Source organism: Streptomyces sp. SID13666 (assembly GCF_010548325.1).
GTDB classification, from domain to species: Bacteria; Actinomycetota; Actinomycetes; order Streptomycetales; family Streptomycetaceae; genus Actinacidiphila; species Actinacidiphila fildesensis.
This window is the reverse complement of record NZ_JAAGLX010000044.1, coordinates 52,827-68,870: the sequence shown is the minus strand read 5'-3', so window position 1 is coordinate 68,870 and position 16,044 is coordinate 52,827. Positions and strand designations below refer to the sequence as shown.

Below are 16,044 nucleotides of genomic sequence, written 5' to 3'. Positions count from 1 at the left end.
CACCGGCATGCACGTGATCACGGCAGAGCAATGGCACCGACGAGCGGCACCTGACTGGGGCGCCTACCTCGCCGCGCGGCGCACGGCGACGAATAGCGCGCGCTCCGAATGACGCTCCCCGCCAGTTCCTCGGCGTGGGCGTGGATCAGGAGGTGGCCGTGGCGGATGTCGTCGTGGATCTTCTGGGCCTCGTTGGAGACCTCACGGATCTCGGTGCGGGTGCACCAGGGCATCGGGTAGTTGGCCCAGGTCCACTCTTCGTCGATCGCGGTGCGTAGCGCGGGGGTGATCTCGACGGCGATTCCGTCGGCGGCCAGTTGCCGCGCGGCGTCCTGGGCCCAGTAGGGCTCCTCGTGATCGATGCGGACCAGGACGAGGGTGTTGTCGGCTACCACATGCCAGTCGGCGGCTTCCAGACCCAGGTGCGGGATGTGGGTCTGCGGACCGGTCAGGGTGGCGGTGACGGCGCTGGAGTGGGTGGGGTGGACGTCGAGGCGAACGTGCGCGTCGATGGAGGGTGTCGTCACGGCAGAAGTGCTCTCGATTTCGGTGTGCTGGACTGGAGGGGTCTGGCGGTCAGGGGGTTAGCGGGGGGTGCGTGCAGCGGGCAGGGCGGTGGTCGGCGGTGGGCCGGCCCGGGGCGCGGCCGTGCTTGTCGCGGTCCTGGTGCGCGCCGGTCGGGTCGTGGGAGCGGGTTCGGTGGTGGCGTGCTGCCAGCGGGTCCACACGGCGGTCAGGTCGGCGAGTGCGCGGCGGCTGCCGACGACGAGCTGGTACGGCGTGTTGGCCGGGTCATGGGTGAATGCCTCGATGCGCCGGCCGAGGTGATGGGCGCCGGCCAGCACGGAGCGCTGCAGGACTCGTTCACCCCAGTGCTCCGGGGAGCCGACCGGCCCGGCAAGGAGCTCCAGCAGCTCCCGGGGTTGGGCACCGGCGCCGAGAAGGCCGCGGTGTTGTGCTTCCCACAGGACGGTTACGGGGTCGACCGGTGTGTCGCGGCGGATCAGAGTGGTCAGGCACTGCCACAGCCCCGCGTGCAGGGGGTGGGTGAAGTCGCCGGGCGTCAGCCAGCGCATCTGCTCGATGCTGCTGGGGTGGGCGGTCGCGGTGGCGAGCAACAGCCTTTCCTCGTCGAGTGCGTCCTGGTCGTGGGTGGTGGCCTGCGGTGGCGTGGGGGTGCGGGGCAGGGATCCTGCGTGCGGTGGGAAGCGGGTGGCGATGTCGTCCAGCACGCCGCCCAGGGCGTCGGTCTCGTCGAAGGTGGAGGCCACGCGCAGGGGGAGTGATGTGTCGTGGGCGCTCTGCACGAGGCGCTGGGCGGCGGCGGCCAGACGGCGTCGGCAGTGCTCCGCCTCGATCATCCGCGCGTACGCGGGCGCGTGCGGGGGCCACGGGCAGACCTGGATCAGGCTGTGCAGGTAGGCGGCGGTCAGCCCGGGCGCCTGCTCGCGGGCGGTGGCAAGGACGGTGTCGAGCCACTGCGGGTGTGTGGCGTGCTCCGCCGGGTCAGGGGCCGGCAGGGAGCTGATCGCGGCGAACAGGGCGGCGTGCGCGGCGGTGGAGAACGCGTCGGGGCCGACCCCGGTCACCTCGTTGAGGCGTTGTGGTTCGAGCAGGAAGGCGCCGAGGAGGGCTTGCTCGACGTGGAAGACCGGGTGCGGCGGAGCGACGGCGTCGAGAGCGTCCTCGTCGGGTTTGGGGGTGTGGGGCATCAGGCGGCCAGGGTGAAGTCGTCGGGGTTGAGCGGAACGTTCAGGTGCGGGGCGAGGAGGTGGGCGGCGAGCAGCGGGGGGACGGCGTTGCCGATCTGTGAGAACTGCTGGCCCTTGTTGCCCGCCCAGGGGTAGTCGGCGGGGAAGGTCTGCAACAGCCCGGCCTCACGCGCGGTGATCCGGATCGGCTCCGGGACAGCGCCCGGCGGGTGGGTGGTGGGGGGTTCGGCGACCCAGGTGCATTCGTTGGCGCGGTGCCCGAAGAACAGGGTGCCCGCCGGTTCCTCGATGGATCGGATGGTGGCGTTGGCCTGGTTGTTGCTCCGCAGGGACCACGCCCAGCGTGTCTCGGCGTCCCGACGGGACCGTTGGCCGATCTCCGGGGGTCTGGGCGTCCAGGTGCCGCAGTCCCGGGCGTTGGCGAGGGTCTTTCGGGAGCCGGAGGGGAAGGGTTCGGGGCCGCCTCCGGGTCCGCCGCCGGCGCAGACGGTGGGAACGGGCCGGTCGGTGGCACCCCATCCCAGTGCCTGGGCCATGCTGACCCAGCCGGTCCGGCCCGGACCGAACAGACTCTCCTGCTCGGCGACACGGGCGTGCGTGGGCGCAGGCGGCTCAGCGGTGCGGATCCGGGAGGCCAGAAGGATCGCTCGCTTCCTGGTCTGCGGCACCCCGTAGTCCGCCGCGTTCAAGATTCCGCACCACACGGAGAACCCCCAGCCTCGGAGCACGGCGGCGTACTGCTTCCACAGAGGCAGAACGTCCGGGACTTCCTCCATGACGACCCACTCCGGCTCGCCTACGGTGTTCAGGGCGTGCAGGTAGCGCATGGGCTCGGCCGCCAGCAGGGAGCGTTGGTCCCGGCAGGCGAACAGCAGCCGTTCGCGGATATCGCGGCCGACGGCGAGATGCGCGACGGCCTCGTGCACGAGGGGCTGGTCCAGCAGGCCGAGGCGTTTACCGGCCATACTCCACGCCTGACACGGAGGCGACGCCAACAACCCGCGGGTCCGGCCGAGCCACGGCCACGTCGGATACCTGGCCACGTCGGTCCGCACCGTCCACTGCCCGGCAGCCACACGGGTTTTGCAGGCCCACTCGTCCCATTCCAGACCGACGTCCCGCACACCGAGCACCATCAGCGCCCGGCTCCAACCACCCGGACCCGCAAAAAGGTCCAGAATCAAGTGGCCAACCCGTAGTCATCCTGCGTCGGCCCGTCCGCATCTCCCCGGCACGCCCAGGGAGAGCATCCGTCCACAACACCGTTCTCCAGTTCGTCCGCGTCACCCAGTTCGGGCTGCAGGGCGGCCCGCTCGGCGGCGGTGACGTGGTCGATCGGCGCCTGCCCGAGCGGCACGCGCGAGCGATGGAGGAATGCCTGGCCGAGCAATGCGTTGCCCGTCGCGTTGGCGCGGGCGTTGCCCTGGCGAATAGCGGCGTCGAATTCCACGACGTCCTGCCACTCCTCGGGGCTCCTGTCGCGAATGCTGCGCCACTGCGCATTTCCATGGAATGGGCAGCCAAGGCACGATGACTTCGGCGTGTCGGCGAGACCGATTGATTTCAGATATCGGATGCAGTCGCCGCGCGACCAGCCCATGTCGATGAGCGGGTGCCGATTGCGCATGTAGCGGACGTCGGCATCCTTGGCACGGTGGAACTCGTCCGTGGATATCCCGACCCATTGCTCGACGAAGACACCCTTGGGAATGCGCTGCGGGTACGGGTATCCGAGAAGTTCGCGGACCTTCTTCTTGATTGGCTTTATCTTATATTCGCCCGTGCATTGGCGTCGGGTCATGCCTTGCTTTCCGTCCTTGTTCAGGATGTAGAGCGGCATGGAAGCGAATCGGTGATCGGGGTCGAGCGCGTCATTGCGAATGTTCCCGGAGCTGACTCGTAGCACGGGTATTCCGGCAGGTTCAGCGACCTCTTTTACGAGTCGGTCGAGATGGGTGTATACGGCACGGGGCTCCCAGCCGGTATCGGCGAAGATGGCGTAGTCAACCTTCGGGAGAACGCCCTCGGCGGAGAGGGCGAGCATGGCGCTGGACTGAATTCCTGCGCCGAGGGAGATGGCACGGAACTGCGGTATCGGGGAAATAGAGAGTCCTGATGGTGAGGAGGGCGGCGGCGCGGCCGTGCGGGGCGGGCGGGCGAAGGCGGTGACGGTTGCGCTCTCCTCGTGGGGCCGGCCTTGATGGGGAGCCGGACCGGGGATGCCCATCACGGTGGCGTTCGCCCGAGGCACCGCAGCGGTGCCCGACGAGCCCAGCACGAGGCCACTGGTGGCGGCGTCGTTGCTGCGGTCAGCGGCGGTGTCCTGCTGCGGGAGTTGAGGTAGTGACGGGGACAACGGTGCTCGCGCCTGGTTGCGGACCGGGCACGGCGCCCGTGGGCCGACTGCCGAAGGCGGGCGCGACCTGGTCGAGTGTCTGGGCGATCTGCTGGGCCTGGGCTCGGGCTTGACGGAGCTGTTCGGCGACGTCGTGGGGGAGGCGTTCCCACTGGGCCGTGTACTGGTAGTCCCGGATGATGTCGGCGGCGTTGCGGAGCTGTTCAGCGACTTGTCGCAGGATCGCGGTCTGCTGTTCTGGGCTGGTCGCGGTGCGGGTGTGCTGCAGGAGTGCGTCGAGTGCGGCGGGCAGTGGTTCGGTGTCGGCGGGGAGGCCGAACAGGTGGGCGTGCAGGGACGCTGCGAAGGCGGTGACGGGCCCGCCCCGGGAGCGGTGGCCGAACTCGGCTGCGGCCTGCGGCCAGACGTGGAAGCTGACGATCACGTCTCGGGGTGCGGCGTCGGGGTGGATCTGGTCGGCGAGGGCGCGGGCGAGGTCATGTGCCGTGGGTGGGTTGGAGGGCGTGGTGGCTCCCAGGTGGGGTGGTCAGCGGGCCGCGCTGCGTGCGGTGGGGTCCGGGCCGCGCAGGAGAGCGAGGTTGTTCAGCGCGTCGTGGTGGCGGGTGCAGTCGGCACCCAGGGCCAGTAGGCGTTCGAGGATGGTGGGGGTGGCGGTCATCGTCGCGGGTGTCGGTTGGCGTGCGCCCGGGCGGCCTGGGCGACGGCGTGGTGGGCGTGGGGGCTGACCGCGGCACCGCTCACGGGTGTGATCAGCGTGCTGTCGCTGTTCTGGACCAGGAACGGGACCTCGTTGAAGACCCGTTCGACGGGTACGTCGCTGGCGAGGTGGGCGAAGAACTGGGCGACCAGGCGCTCGGGGGTATCGCGGGTGAAGGTGGCGTTCCACTCGGTGTCGAAGCCCTCGTAGAGCGAGTGCTCGAACCGCCAGGGCACCTCGGTGTCCGGCTCGTGGCGCAGGTGACAGTGCTCGTCGGGGGAGGTGAACAGCGTGACCGGCCCCGCCCGCACGATCCTCCAGCCGTTGGCCTCCGCAGTGTCGGTGAGAGTGCTGGTTGTGAGCGGGATGCGATCGGCGTGCCGGGTGTCGCCGAGGAGTTGGGGCAGGGTTTGTGTGACTGCGGCAATGGCTTCGGCCGGTGTCTGCCGGCTGAACCGGGCGGTCCAGTTCGGCTCGTGGTGCCGGATTTCCCACCAGATGCCGTCCTGCCGGTTCAGCTCGAAGTCGAGGAAGACGCTGCCGCAGGGGCTGTCGATCTCGATCCGCCCGGTGCTCGGGTTGTGTTCGTAGCGCCAGTTGAACAGGTGGATCAGTGGACCGATCACATCGTTGAACTTGTTCATCCCGCCGCCGGCGAGGTGCCGCGGAGAGACCATGACCCGTTCATCGGGGTTGAACTCGGTCATCGACGCGGCCCCTTGGTCGCTGCCGCAGCGGACGGCGTGATGGCCGCACTTTGGCTCGCTGAGTGATGGGCCAGTGCGTGGTGCCCCTCGGGGGTGACGGTGATGCTCCGCCCCTTGTACGGGGGTACGGAGGTGTCGAGGTGCAGCAGCCCGCGCTTGTCCAGGGACTGGAAGGTGGCGATGGTGATCACGGTGAGGTCGGGTGTGCAGACCATGGTGGAGCCACGGCCTCGCGTCTGCATCGTCGCTCCGCCCTGCGCGAGGGAGCGCAGCGCCTGGTACTGGGTGTCGCTGAGCCGGTGCGGTACCGGCCGGCCGGCGCTGGTGCTTGCGGTGCGTTGGAGGTCGCGGGTGATCCCGGAGGCGGTGTAGTGGCAGGAGGTCGCGCACAGCTTGAGGTGGTGGGCGGCGGTGGCCAAGTTCTCGGCCAGGAGGGGTGCGGCTTCCGCGTGCCGGGCCTGGCGCAGGGCTGCGTCATCGCTGGGCGGACCGCCGGCGAAGGTGGTGGCTTCGAGTGGGTTGTCCGCCACGGCCCTCGCCAGTTGCGAGGCGGCGAAGCAGGCGGAGGCGACGACTTCGCTGAGTGTTTCCAGGGAGGAGCGGCTGCCGGGCACGGCGGCGTACTGGCTGCCGTCGAGAGCGGACAGTTGGACCAGGGTGCGGCCGGTCAGTTCGTGGATGGCGAGGATCTTCGGGCCGAGTTGCTGCAGCAGTTCGCTGCCCGGTCGGGCATCCAGTGCGGTGAGCGTGGTGTGCAGGGCGGCGAAGTCGACACCGAGTTGCCGCAGCTGGCCGATCTGCAGCGGCAGATCAATGGGGCGCAGGGTGATGGTGGGGCTCCGATACGTCGGGGTCAGCGGGTGCGCCCTGGTGCCGGCACGGGGGCCGGCGGGCCGGGGGCGACGGCGGTGGAGGCGGTGGTGGTGATTCCGGGGCCGGCGAGGGCACGGTCGATGAGCCGTTGGTCCTGTCGCTGGGCTGCGGTGGAGGCCAGGCGACGAGAAAGCCGTTGCGCCAGCCCGCGGTACGCCGCGGCTGCGGCGTCCATCCGTTCGGTGGCATCGGTCAGGACGCGCCGGCTCGCCTGGGGCGTCTCATCGGCGTCCGCGTACAGCAGTACTTCGGTGCGGGTGTGGATGGCGAGGGTGCACATGGCGGCGGCGAGCGACACCTGGGCGCAGACCTCCGCGACTTCAGCCAGGTTCTCGTGTCCGTTGTGCATGGCCGCGTACTGGCTGGTGGAGAGGGTGGCCAGTTGCTGCGTGCAGCTCGTCGCCAGTTCCTGAGCGCGCACGGCGAGGGGAGCCAGTTCACGGACGGGCTTGGAGATCTCTCCGGCGTGGACCTGTTCCACGTCCGCTCGCAACGATTCCAAGGTGAGCGCCACCTGACCGAAGAGGCGGGTCTGCTCCGCCAGGTCGATGAACTGCAATCCGAACTCCAGACAAGGGGAGGGCGAAGATGCCCGGTTGGTGAGGGGCGGGCGGAGAGCTACGCGGCAGGTCCGAAGTCGGACTGCTTCGGTGCGTGCTTGGCGATGGCGCGGCCGGTGATGGCCTTCGACGCGCGGGCGGAGGCGGCCGATAGTTCGGCGGCGCCGGGTTCCCGGTACCAGGGGCGCAGGTCGAGCATGGCCACGCGCATGCCGGTGGCGAAGCACAGGGCGCTGCCCTTGGGCAGGGCGCGGATCGCGTCGGCGGGCAGGATCCGTTCCTGCCGCATGGACACGGAGGTGGACTTCCCGGATTCGGAGTGCGAGGTGGAGGTGGTCTCCACGTCGTGGTCGCCGATCAACCGGCTGAGCTTGTCGGCGAAGTCCGGGTCGTCGATGCCGGCCCCGATGACTTTCACGGTGGAGGCGGACCACATGGCGTCCATGCCGGCGTCACCCCAGACCTTCTGGCCCTGGCGGTAGCTCTGCAGGATCGTGATGGGGATGATCCCGCGGCTGCCGAGGTGGGAGTACAGGTCCGGCAAGTCGCTGATCTTGCAGACATTGGCGGCCTCATCGAGGATCGCCAGCATCGGCGGATCGAGACGTCCTCCGGCGCGCTCAGCCTGGGTCGTCGCGGCCCGCATCACCGAGTCCGCGCACGCCGCGATCAGCGCGGAGGCTCCGCCGCCGCCGTCCTTACTGAGGAGGAACAGGGTGTCGGTTGAGGTGACGAAGTCGGCCGGCCGGAACTCCGGGACCTCCTTCTGCGGTGTCACCCACGCTGCGATCTCAGTGTTGAGCAGGGCTGCGGCGTACTGCCGGGCGGTCTCGTAGATCCCGTCGCGTGTCTCCGGTGGTCCTTCGACGGTGCCCTTGAGCTGGGCTGCGACGGCGGTGAAATCGTGGTCGCGCAGGATGTCGAGCGGGGTGCGGTCGGCGGGGAACGCGAGCCACTGCATGATGTCGGTGATCGGCCGCTCGTCGAGCGCCGCCGCGAGGAGCAATTGGCTAAGGATGTTGCTGCCGGCCTTGGACCAGAAGTCGCCCTGGGCGCTGGCGTCGACACTCGCGGCGAGGAAGTGACCGGCCAAGCGGCCGGCGCCGTCGAGGGTCCTCGCGCTGGCCAGGGGGTTCCACCACATGTCGCGGGCAGCGTGAGCGATCTGCTGCGGATCCATGGTCCACACCTGGCCGACCTGGGTGCGGGCGTCGTAGGCGGCGGTGAAGGCGTCACCGGCGGCTTTGTTCGAGGTCAGGAGGACCGGGCCGGGGGCGTTGAGGATGGAGGGGATGGCCAGCGAGGTGGTCTTGCCGGAGCGGGGGGCCATGATCGCGACGGCGACGTCCTCGAAGCCCATCCGCACCTCGTGGCGGGTGCCTTGGAGGTTGCCGAGCAGGATCCCGGTGTCCTGGGCGTCGATGCGCTTGGCGTCCTTCAGGCTCGGCCGCAGCGACCGGGCCTTGTCGGTGATCGCCCTGGCCATGAGCGGCTCGATGTCCCGGGCCTTGGCCATACCAGTGATCTTCTTCCGGCCGCCGTTGCGGTTGTTGTGCCGGGCCCACAGGAGGCCGGCGACTGTTGCGAGGGCTAGGACGAGGAGACCCGGCACGATGCGAGTGCCAATCAGCAGGGACGTTTCTGCGGCGTGCGGCCAGAGCTGTTCGGGATGGAGCAGGGCGGTGGTCGGCTGGTACGGCGCCCAGGGGGCGCCGGTGAGGTGGGCGGTGATGTTGCCGGACAGCCAGGCGAGGTTCGACAGGGGCACGACGACGGCGAAGACTCCCAGCAGCAGCCGGAAGGCGAGGTCGTACCCGTCGGTGGAGGCGTTCGAGGAAGGGGGCAAGAGGTACGTACTTCCAGGCGGGGACGGAGGGATCAGCGGCTGCGGCCATTGGAGGCTGCTGGCGGCTGTTGCGGGGCACAGGGATTCGCCGGGATTGCGCGACGGGAGACGAGGGCGCGCACGCGTTCTTCCAGGGCGAAGGCAACGCGCTCGACGGGCATCTCCTGCGTGGTCCCGATCACCAAGGGAGTGCCGCGACCCGACCCTCCGTGAGCGGGAGTAGGGCGCGGCACAGGAGTGGGGTCGGCCAACGCGGCGGTAAACGCCGCGATCAGGTGCGGCGGGGTATGGGTGCCGAAACGGGCCTCCCACAAGGGGCCCTGCGGTAGCACCGTGGTGACGAACCAGCAGTCGGTGGTGCTGTTGACGAAGTGCTCCGCGCGGGCCAGACCATCAGGGGAGGTCATCGCCTTGTCACCGCCAGCGTGCCGCCAGTCGGCGGCTGTGAGGGGCCTGTGTGGATCGGCCTCGGTGGGTGTGCCTGCTTGCGGGTCGGTGAGGGCGTCGGTGAATGCGGCGATGATCTCCACCGGGGTGCGGGCGCCGAAACTCGCGTACCAGGCCGGCCGGTCCGGTTCCGGGGCGTGGTGCAGCGTCCACCACTGTCCGTCGGGATCGGGCTCCAGGCGCAGGAGGGCCTTGCGGTCGGGGCTGGTGAGGATGACGCGCGGCATCAAGGGGTCCTGGCCGTAGCTCCAGCCGCAGGCGCGGTGAAGGGGGACGGTGACCCAGGCTGGGTCACCGCCGCCGGCCAGATGGCGCGGCGCGATGAACGCGACCTCGACGCTCTCAGGCACCGGGGACACCGCTACCTCCGCACTCGGGCGGGCCGGCCGGGTGCGGGGGCCTTGGCCGGCGGTGGGGCCAGAGGGGAGGGGGTGTGCTGGGCAGCGGTGTTGATCTCGTGGAGGACGTGACCGTGGGTGGCCCAGTCGTCGAGGTAGCTCCACGATTCGGCGTGGTACTCAGCGAGGGCTTCGTCGAACGGAAGGGTACCGGGCGGGGCGTCGGCGGGGAGGCTGTCACGGGTGCGCACCCACTGCTCGTGCAACGCGTCGAGCAGCTCGACCGCGGAGCGCAGCTGACCCAGTTGATAGGCCCAGCGGTGCTGCACCACGCTGGTCGGCATGGTCCTGAGCTGCGCTTCGGCTGTGGCCAGTAGGGGGCGGGCGCCGGCGCGGACGGTCTCGAACGCCTCGGCGGTGTCGGCGTCGCGCTGGCGCTGGCGGGTGCCGTAGGCGTGGTCGTCGTGAGGCCAACCGTTGAGGTCGGTGTGCTCGTCGGAGTAGACGTCCCAGGCGTCGTAGATGTTCTTGCTGTCGCTCAGGTAGTCGTCGAGATGCTGCAGGAGATCGCGGTCAGCGGTGGTATCGGGGGAGATGGGGAGGGTCCTGTCGGGGTCAGCGGTGAGAGGCCGGACGAGCGGTGGCCGGCGTCGCCGGGGCCGTCGCGGGTGTCGGCTGCTTCTGGCGGCGGGCGGCGCGGGTTTGCGCGCGGATGGTGTTGATACGGGTGGTGTGCGCGTCGACCACCTGCTGCGGAGTCAGCGGGCTGGGCTGTTGCACGGCGCTGTAGTGGGCGGTGCGGTCGAACATGGCGCGCTGCAGCGGGGCGGGATCGATGAGCGCGGTGACGAACGCGGTCACGAGGTGTTCGGGTGCGTGGCCGTCGAACCAGGCGTGCCACAGACGGGGCCCGCGAGCCGTGAGTTCGTCGTCGCCGCGGACCTCGATCTGCCAGGACACACGCTCTGGTTCCCGCCAGGGCACGGTGCCGGTGCCGTTCTCCGCCCGGCGCTCCACCCTGCACCCCGACGGGTCGGAGTAGGCAACCCCGCGGCCGTCGATGATCCATCCGGCACCTTCCAGCACCGGCTGGAGGGTGGCCGACTCGCCCGAAGGGGGAGCGATGAGGGTGTCGGTGAGGCCGGCGAGGACCTCGGCAGGAACGAGCTCACCGAACTCGGCGTACCAGCCCTGCTGGGGGGCGGTGGGCTCGGCCCGCAGCCGCCACCACGCGGAGGTGGAGGACTGCGGGTCGAACTGCAGGCTGTAGTGGTGGTCGGGGCTGCGCAGGATGATCTCGGCACTCAGCGGGTCGGACGTGGAGGTCCATCCGGCGGCGGCCAGGCCGTGGGTGACGTGGCGGACATCGCCGGGGCCGGCAAGATGACGCGGACTGGTATCGAAGGGAATCCGCCAGGCGTGTACCTCGGCGACGGCGGCGAGCTGCCGTTCACTTACCGGCACTCTGCGCCCCCGGCCTGGTCTCAGCGGCGCTGTCGATCAGGGCCCGCACGTGGTCCAAGGAGTAGTGGAGGGTGTGCTGGTCGGACTGCTCCCACGCGGCGGCACGCAACTCATCGACCAGGACACTGACCTCCCTGCTGCGCGGGGTGTCCGGGTTTTCCAGCAGGGAACGGGCGAAGGCGCGCAGGATGTCGCCGAACTGCACGGGGATGCCGGTGTACTCATCGAGCAGCGGAGTGACGAGGGCGAACGCCTCCTTGGGGTCGGGCTTGTCGCGCAGGTATGCGGTCAGGCGGGACAGGGTCTGCGTCGCGGTACGGACGGATTCCAGGGTGGGTGCGGGCATCGGGCTCCTCGGGGGGCTTCGGGGTTCAGCGGCGGGTGCGGGTGCCGCCGACGTGAGCGTGGGGTCGAGCCGCGGTGCGGGGACGGCTACCACGGGGGGTGCTGCTGCGGGCCCAGGCGGCGCGCGCGGCGGTGATGCGTGCCTGCTGCCAAGCCCGGAGCTGGGAGGGCAGTACGGAAACCGATGTGGTGCGGATCTGTGTGCTGTGCGGGACGCGGCCCAGTGGGCGCATCACGGGCTCGGGGTTGGAAAGCGCGGTGGAGAAGGCTTGGACCAGGTGCATCGGGGTGCTGGCGGTGAACTGGGCGCTCCAGCCGTTGCCCTGCTGGTCCTTCGCACCCGATGACCACATCGCGTTGTCGCCGGCGGCCTGGTGGTACTGCATCCAGGCACTGCCGTCGGGGCTGGTCACGGTGTGATGTCCGGCGGTGGGTTCATGGCGCCAGCGCTGTTCCCGTAGTGGCGCCCACACGTTGGGGGCGTGCGCGGAGCGGGGCTGGGTGAGGGCGTCGGTTAGACCGGCGACGATCTCCACCGGCGTCTGCCGGCCAAGGACAGCCCACCATTCGCCCTGATGGCCGTTCGCCTTGCCGTGGATGGTCCATCCGCCGGGCAGGACGAAGGGGTCATAGCCGACGCGGATGGTGCGGTCCGGGCTCTCCATGACCAAAGGGCCACCCGTCTTGGACTTGTCCCGCCATCCCGAAGCACGCAGGAACTCCGCGACGTGCCGCAGATCGCCACCGCCCGCAAGTCCGCGCGGTTCGACGAGGTAGTGCTGCTCGGGCTGCTCGACTGCCCCCCAGCCTTGCGTCTGCTTTCTCGTCACCGGCGCCGCCGGGCGACGAGGGGCGAAGGGGACGGCGGCTGCGCGGTGGCGGACGGGGGCTGCGTGCCGACGCGCTGGAGAGTCTGCGCGTGTTCGTCCAGGTCCAGGGCGATGTCGTTGAGTTCGTTCGAGCCCCGGCCCAGAGCGAGCCACACCTCGGCCGGCAGCGCACCGCGTTCGGCTTCGTGCTGAGCGAACCTGCTGCTGGTGGCCAAGAGGTAGGTGACGCCGCCCAGGAGGCCGTTGTCCGGATCCAGGACGCGGGCGATGACCTGCGTGGCCTCGCGCAGGGGCAGGTGGGCGAGGTGGTCGGCAAGCTGGGTGAGCTGGCGTGTGATGTCATCGGCCATCATCACCGGGTAAGGGGTGCCGGGCATGTTCCTCCAGGTCAGGGATAGTCAGTCGCGTTCGAGGTGTTCGATCCGCAGCGTCTCGGCGAGCACGGCTTCGGATCGCGCGTCGGCCAGGGGTAAGGGGCAGGCGGGACCAGCGGGGATGCAGGCGCGCAGGTAGCCGCGGAACACAGCGGCCACAAGGCGTGGCTTGCGGTGAGGGGACATCGCCGGGGCCGTGAGGGTGTTACCGGAATCCGCTGGGTCGGATGGTGCGGGCCGGGGCGGCTCCGGTGGGGTTCCGGCACCGCCCCGGCCCGCTTCACGGGGTGCGCGGGGACGGTGCAGGGCGCTTGGGGGAAGCGACTGGGGCGAGGTGCCGCGCCGCGGGAGCGGGTTTGCTGGCGCGGATCTCGCGTACGGCCTGCTGGTAGGCATCCTCGTTGAAGACCTCGGGGGCGCAGTTGACCTTGTACCCGGCCAGGAGCAGGGCGGGGATCGCGCGGATGGCCAGGCGCTTTTGCTCATCAGCGTCGAGGTGTTGCGGCGCAACGTGCCGGGTGTAGACGGGGCCGGCGGTGCGGACCTCCCGCCGCTCCAGACCGAGCGGGTCGAGCAGGTCGAGGAGTCGCCCGGGGGCGCCTGTGGCGGTGTCGGCGTGGATGGTGGTCGTCAGGGCCTTGATGTAGACCTCGACGTCGGTGCCGTACTCATCGGCCAGATTCGCCATCGACGGGCCCTCCCGTCGCCCTATCGGCTCCTGCTGGCCGGGCTACGGGTCGCAGCCGACGCCGGCGGCACCGCGGGTGTGGCGGTGGGCGCGATCCGCCCCGACGGGTGCTGGAGGGCGGTGCCGATGCCCTGGGCGTCGAGCTGGCGTCCGGTCTCGCGCACGGCGCGGGCCTGCGCCTGGGTGTCGTCGCCGCTGAGACGGTAGATGCCGCTCGGGTCCTTGACGAAGCCGTTGGCCGCCAGGACTTCGGCGGCCTGCTCGCCGACGGGTGCGGCGGCGAGGCTGCCGTCCTGCTGCCAGGTCAGGACGACCCGGTCCGCCTGGGACGGCTGCACGCCGCCCAGGGCGTTGTACCTGATCTGGGCGAGGGCGGTGTCGTAGCGGGAGAGCAGGTCGCCCGCTACGGTTTCGGCGCTCAGAAAGGGGTCGTCGGTCAGCGCGATGCCGTTGGGTTCACCGACTGCGCGGTATGCCTCGTCGGGGAGGGTGCGGGGGGCGACGGCGGCGATGAGGAATCCACCGCGGTCGTCGTGCCGGTCCAGGACGACGAGCTGGGCGCCGTCCGGGCGGCTCAGGGTGGCTGCGTGCTGGAGGGGATGCTCGGCCAGGGATGCGGCGATGAGGTCCAGGTCCCAGATGCGGTCGGTCAGTTCGGTGAGGTCGTCCTTGTCCTGGGGCGAGTGGTAGGTGCTGGTCCAGGTCCCGGGAAGTTCACCGGCGACGATGTCGGCGTAGGAAGCGAGGCGCTCGGAGTTTTCGTGGTCGTACATGGTGTCCTTGGGCGAGGTAGGTGTCATCGGCGCAGACCGGCGGACACGGGTGGTGGCGGGGCCGGCACGGTGCGCGGCGGGGCGGGCAGGCGCACGCGGCGGAGCGTTCACGTTCGGTGGCGGGGACCTGTTGGGTGCAGGTGCTGCGGCCGGGGTGCGGGGCGTGGCGGTCGGCAAGGCTGTTGCGGGTAGCGGCTAGGTCGGCGCTGATGATGGGCAGGCGCTCGTCGGCGAGGTAGCGAAGCCGTTGGGCGATGTGCGGGTCGGGGGCCTGGCCGAGGCCGTCGTGGAACTCCGCGGTGGCGGTCAGGACCTCGGCCAGGGCGGCGAGAATGCCGTCGTGCGCGGCGGTCAGCTCGGTGAGAGCGTCGGCGGCCTCTTCGGTGGTGGTGGCCTGGTGGATCCGCTCGGCGAGCTGGGCCACGGAGGCGCCGAGTGTCGGGTATGTGGCGGGCCGGGCTTCGGTGTCGAAGTCCGCGTCGCAGTCGACGTGGTATCCGGCGGCTCGCAGCCTTGCCACAGCGCCGATGGCGAGGCGGGATTCCTCGTCCTGATCGAGACCGGTGGGGGTGCGGTGGTAGGTCTCGTGGACGCGCACGACGGGAACGAAACCTGCCCGCTGCAGAACACTGTGGGCTCCTGCGTCTCCGCCGCGGGCGAGGACCTCATCGGAGTGCGGATCGCGGCGGATGTCGAGGAAGCGGTTGGCGAGAGGTGAAGGAACGTTTCTCCTATGGTGATCGGTGGGTGGCGGACCGGACGGCGGGTGGTGCCGGGGCCACGCTGGGGCGGACGACCGACAGGTGGGCTGCCGTGGTGTCGAGGTCCTGCTGGATGGCGTGGAGCCGGCGGGCGATCAGCTCCAGGCGGTGTGCCGTGTCCGGCCTGGTGGCTCCTGGCTGGCGGGCGATCCGGTGGGCGGTGTGCTCGATGAGCGAGCGCACCGTGGCCAGCGGCCCGGCGTGCTCGTCGGCGAGCTGAGACAGGACGCTCGCGAGGTGGCCTGTGGCAGTGGGTACAGGCGCGGGGGCCTGCGGCTGGGTTGCGGTGGGTGCCGGGGTCAGGCGCAGGTCCCCTTCGATGCGGCGGCCTTCGACCGAAAGGCGCTGCAGGACGTTGGCGGGCTGGGTGTTCCAGGTGCCGTCGAGGCGGATCAGGTTGGCGATCAGGTCGAGGCGGCCGGGTTGGGCTTGGACGGCGATCCACTGACAGCCGTGCTCATCGCCGGGGATCTCGATGCCGGCGGCGCGGGCGAGGCGGTGGGCGGTCTCGGCCCATTGGGGTCCGGTCAGCACCCGGTCATCGCGGTGGAGGCGGATTTCGAGGTGGAGGATCGCTCGCCGGTCGTCGTTCGGGCTGGCAGCGAACGGGTGCTCCAGCAGCGGGTCTTCGAGGTGCTGAGCCCACTGGGCGGATGTCCACGTCGCCTGCTCGTCATCCAGGGTGTAGGAGTCGAGCCCCGGCCAGCAGGCGACGACGGTGTGCTCGGTCAGCCCGTCATCTGGTGAGATCGGGCGGCCCAGTGCCGCGGTGAGCGGGTCGTGCGGGGTATGGGTGCGCTCGTGGACCTGGAAGATCACCGGCCGCCCCGGACGTCGGCGACGTGCACGAGCTGGTGGAGGGCGGTGATGGTGTACCAGCCGCAGTCGACCAGGGCGTTGGCGTCGGTGTGCTTCGGCAGGAGGTAGTCCTCCATGGCCCGCAGGTGGATCAGGCAGTCCGGGCAGCGGCGCGTGAGGTGGACGAGATAGCGGGGGTGGGCGGTGAGGTACGACTGTGCTCCGCCGGTCGCGTCGCGCACCCGCCATCCGTCCTCGTCGGTCGGGGCGTGCCAGGAGGAGGCGACCACGCGCACAGCGTCTCCCCACAGCTCTCCGCCGGCGACCCCCCTCAGGACGACGACCTGGTCGCCGGCCTGAAAATGGCCGTGGGTGATGTCCCGGACGGGGGTGAACGGGTCAGGCGTCGCAGCGAACGCCGGTATGGGTGGGGGCAGGGTCATCCGGTTCCTTCCACGTCAGACGTGAAGCGGTG

Annotated in this window: 21 protein-coding genes and 1 pseudogene; all 22 read right to left on the bottom strand. The window is 70.4% G+C overall.

Annotation, left to right across the window (positions count from 1 at the left end; translation table 11 throughout):
- Nucleotides 1-131: 131 nt before the first annotated feature.
- Nucleotides 132-527, bottom strand: a pseudogene (locus G3I60_RS45950) (hypothetical protein); the annotation flags it as partial.
- 57 nt (nucleotides 528-584) lie between these two features.
- Nucleotides 585-1,712 (bottom strand): DnaB-like helicase N-terminal domain-containing protein, encoded by a 1,128-nt coding sequence (locus G3I60_RS35885; RefSeq protein ID WP_164608251.1) that lies wholly within the window; start codon nucleotides 1,710-1,712, stop codon nucleotides 585-587.
- The gene (locus G3I60_RS35880; RefSeq protein WP_164608250.1) at nucleotides 1,712-2,896 is read right to left on the bottom strand and encodes a DNA cytosine methyltransferase; all 1,185 of its coding nucleotides are present in this window, start codon (nucleotides 2,894-2,896) and stop codon (nucleotides 1,712-1,714) included. The genes G3I60_RS35885 and G3I60_RS35880 overlap by 1 nt, the downstream gene beginning before the upstream one ends.
- The gene (locus G3I60_RS35875; RefSeq protein ID WP_203674733.1) at nucleotides 2,893-3,756 is read right to left on the bottom strand and encodes a hypothetical protein; all 864 of its coding nucleotides are present in this window, start codon (nucleotides 3,754-3,756) and stop codon (nucleotides 2,893-2,895) included. Before G3I60_RS35875 ends, G3I60_RS35880 begins: the two co-directional genes overlap by 4 nt.
- Nucleotides 3,757-4,021: 265 nt before the next feature.
- Nucleotides 4,022-4,492 (bottom strand): hypothetical protein, encoded by a 471-nt coding sequence (locus G3I60_RS35870; protein WP_164608249.1) that lies wholly within the window; start codon nucleotides 4,490-4,492, stop codon nucleotides 4,022-4,024.
- Between the two features lie 102 nt (nucleotides 4,493-4,594).
- Complete coding sequence (locus G3I60_RS46600; protein ID WP_269289414.1) at nucleotides 4,595-4,726, bottom strand: hypothetical protein; 132 nt, start codon at nucleotides 4,724-4,726, stop codon at nucleotides 4,595-4,597.
- Nucleotides 4,723-5,472: a DUF317 domain-containing protein gene (locus G3I60_RS35865; RefSeq protein WP_164608248.1), complete on the bottom strand. Its 750-nt coding sequence runs from the start codon at nucleotides 5,470-5,472 to the stop codon at nucleotides 4,723-4,725. Before G3I60_RS35865 ends, G3I60_RS46600 begins: the two co-directional genes overlap by 4 nt.
- Complete coding sequence (locus G3I60_RS35860) at nucleotides 5,469-6,086, bottom strand: hypothetical protein (protein ID WP_164608247.1); 618 nt, start codon at nucleotides 6,084-6,086, stop codon at nucleotides 5,469-5,471. The genes G3I60_RS35865 and G3I60_RS35860 overlap by 4 nt, the downstream gene beginning before the upstream one ends.
- Nucleotides 6,087-6,325: 239 nt before the next feature.
- The gene (locus tag G3I60_RS35855) at nucleotides 6,326-6,904 is read right to left on the bottom strand and encodes a hypothetical protein (protein WP_164608246.1); all 579 of its coding nucleotides are present in this window, start codon (nucleotides 6,902-6,904) and stop codon (nucleotides 6,326-6,328) included.
- Between the two features lie 59 nt (nucleotides 6,905-6,963).
- Complete coding sequence (locus G3I60_RS35850) at nucleotides 6,964-8,751, bottom strand: type IV secretory system conjugative DNA transfer family protein (RefSeq protein WP_164608245.1); 1,788 nt, start codon at nucleotides 8,749-8,751, stop codon at nucleotides 6,964-6,966.
- 32 nt (nucleotides 8,752-8,783) lie between these two features.
- A complete protein-coding gene (locus tag G3I60_RS35845) occupies nucleotides 8,784-9,557 on the bottom strand; it encodes a DUF317 domain-containing protein (RefSeq protein ID WP_164608244.1) in 774 nt (257 codons plus the stop codon).
- Nucleotides 9,558-9,559: 2 nt separating this feature from the next.
- Nucleotides 9,560-9,880, bottom strand: a complete 321-nt coding sequence (locus tag G3I60_RS45945) for a hypothetical protein (RefSeq protein ID WP_239070675.1) — start codon at nucleotides 9,878-9,880, stop codon at nucleotides 9,560-9,562.
- 271 nt (nucleotides 9,881-10,151) lie between these two features.
- Nucleotides 10,152-11,000 carry a DUF317 domain-containing protein gene (locus G3I60_RS35835; protein ID WP_164608243.1) on the bottom strand — a complete coding sequence of 283 codons (849 nt, stop codon included), beginning with the start codon at nucleotides 10,998-11,000 and terminating at the stop codon, nucleotides 10,152-10,154.
- Nucleotides 10,987-11,346 (bottom strand): hypothetical protein, encoded by a 360-nt coding sequence (locus G3I60_RS35830; protein WP_164608242.1) that lies wholly within the window; start codon nucleotides 11,344-11,346, stop codon nucleotides 10,987-10,989. The genes G3I60_RS35835 and G3I60_RS35830 overlap by 14 nt, the downstream gene beginning before the upstream one ends.
- A 25-nt stretch (nucleotides 11,347-11,371) precedes the next feature.
- Complete coding sequence (locus tag G3I60_RS35825) at nucleotides 11,372-12,175, bottom strand: DUF317 domain-containing protein (protein WP_164608241.1); 804 nt, start codon at nucleotides 12,173-12,175, stop codon at nucleotides 11,372-11,374.
- Complete coding sequence (locus G3I60_RS35820; RefSeq protein WP_164608240.1) at nucleotides 12,172-12,552, bottom strand: hypothetical protein; 381 nt, start codon at nucleotides 12,550-12,552, stop codon at nucleotides 12,172-12,174. Before G3I60_RS35820 ends, G3I60_RS35825 begins: the two co-directional genes overlap by 4 nt.
- A gap of 21 nt (nucleotides 12,553-12,573) precedes the next feature.
- Nucleotides 12,574-12,708: a hypothetical protein gene (locus G3I60_RS46595; protein ID WP_275418679.1), complete on the bottom strand. Its 135-nt coding sequence runs from the start codon at nucleotides 12,706-12,708 to the stop codon at nucleotides 12,574-12,576.
- Nucleotides 12,709-12,829: 121 nt separating this feature from the next.
- Complete coding sequence (locus tag G3I60_RS35815) at nucleotides 12,830-13,237, bottom strand: hypothetical protein (protein WP_164608239.1); 408 nt, start codon at nucleotides 13,235-13,237, stop codon at nucleotides 12,830-12,832.
- A 20-nt stretch (nucleotides 13,238-13,257) separates the two neighbouring features.
- Nucleotides 13,258-14,010, bottom strand: coding sequence for a hypothetical protein (locus tag G3I60_RS35810; RefSeq protein ID WP_164608238.1), 753 nt, complete (start codon nucleotides 14,008-14,010; stop codon nucleotides 13,258-13,260).
- Nucleotides 13,952-14,608, bottom strand: coding sequence for a hypothetical protein (locus G3I60_RS35805; protein WP_343241993.1), 657 nt, complete (start codon nucleotides 14,606-14,608; stop codon nucleotides 13,952-13,954). The genes G3I60_RS35810 and G3I60_RS35805 overlap by 59 nt, the downstream gene beginning before the upstream one ends.
- A gap of 133 nt (nucleotides 14,609-14,741) precedes the next feature.
- Nucleotides 14,742-15,590 carry a relaxase/mobilization nuclease gene (locus tag G3I60_RS35800; protein ID WP_164608237.1) on the bottom strand — a complete coding sequence of 283 codons (849 nt, stop codon included), beginning with the start codon at nucleotides 15,588-15,590 and terminating at the stop codon, nucleotides 14,742-14,744.
- On the bottom strand, nucleotides 15,587-16,012 hold the full coding sequence (locus tag G3I60_RS35795) for a hypothetical protein (RefSeq protein ID WP_164608236.1): 426 nt from the start codon (nucleotides 16,010-16,012) through the stop codon (nucleotides 15,587-15,589). The genes G3I60_RS35800 and G3I60_RS35795 overlap by 4 nt, the downstream gene beginning before the upstream one ends.
- Nucleotides 16,013-16,044: the final 32 nt, after the last annotated feature.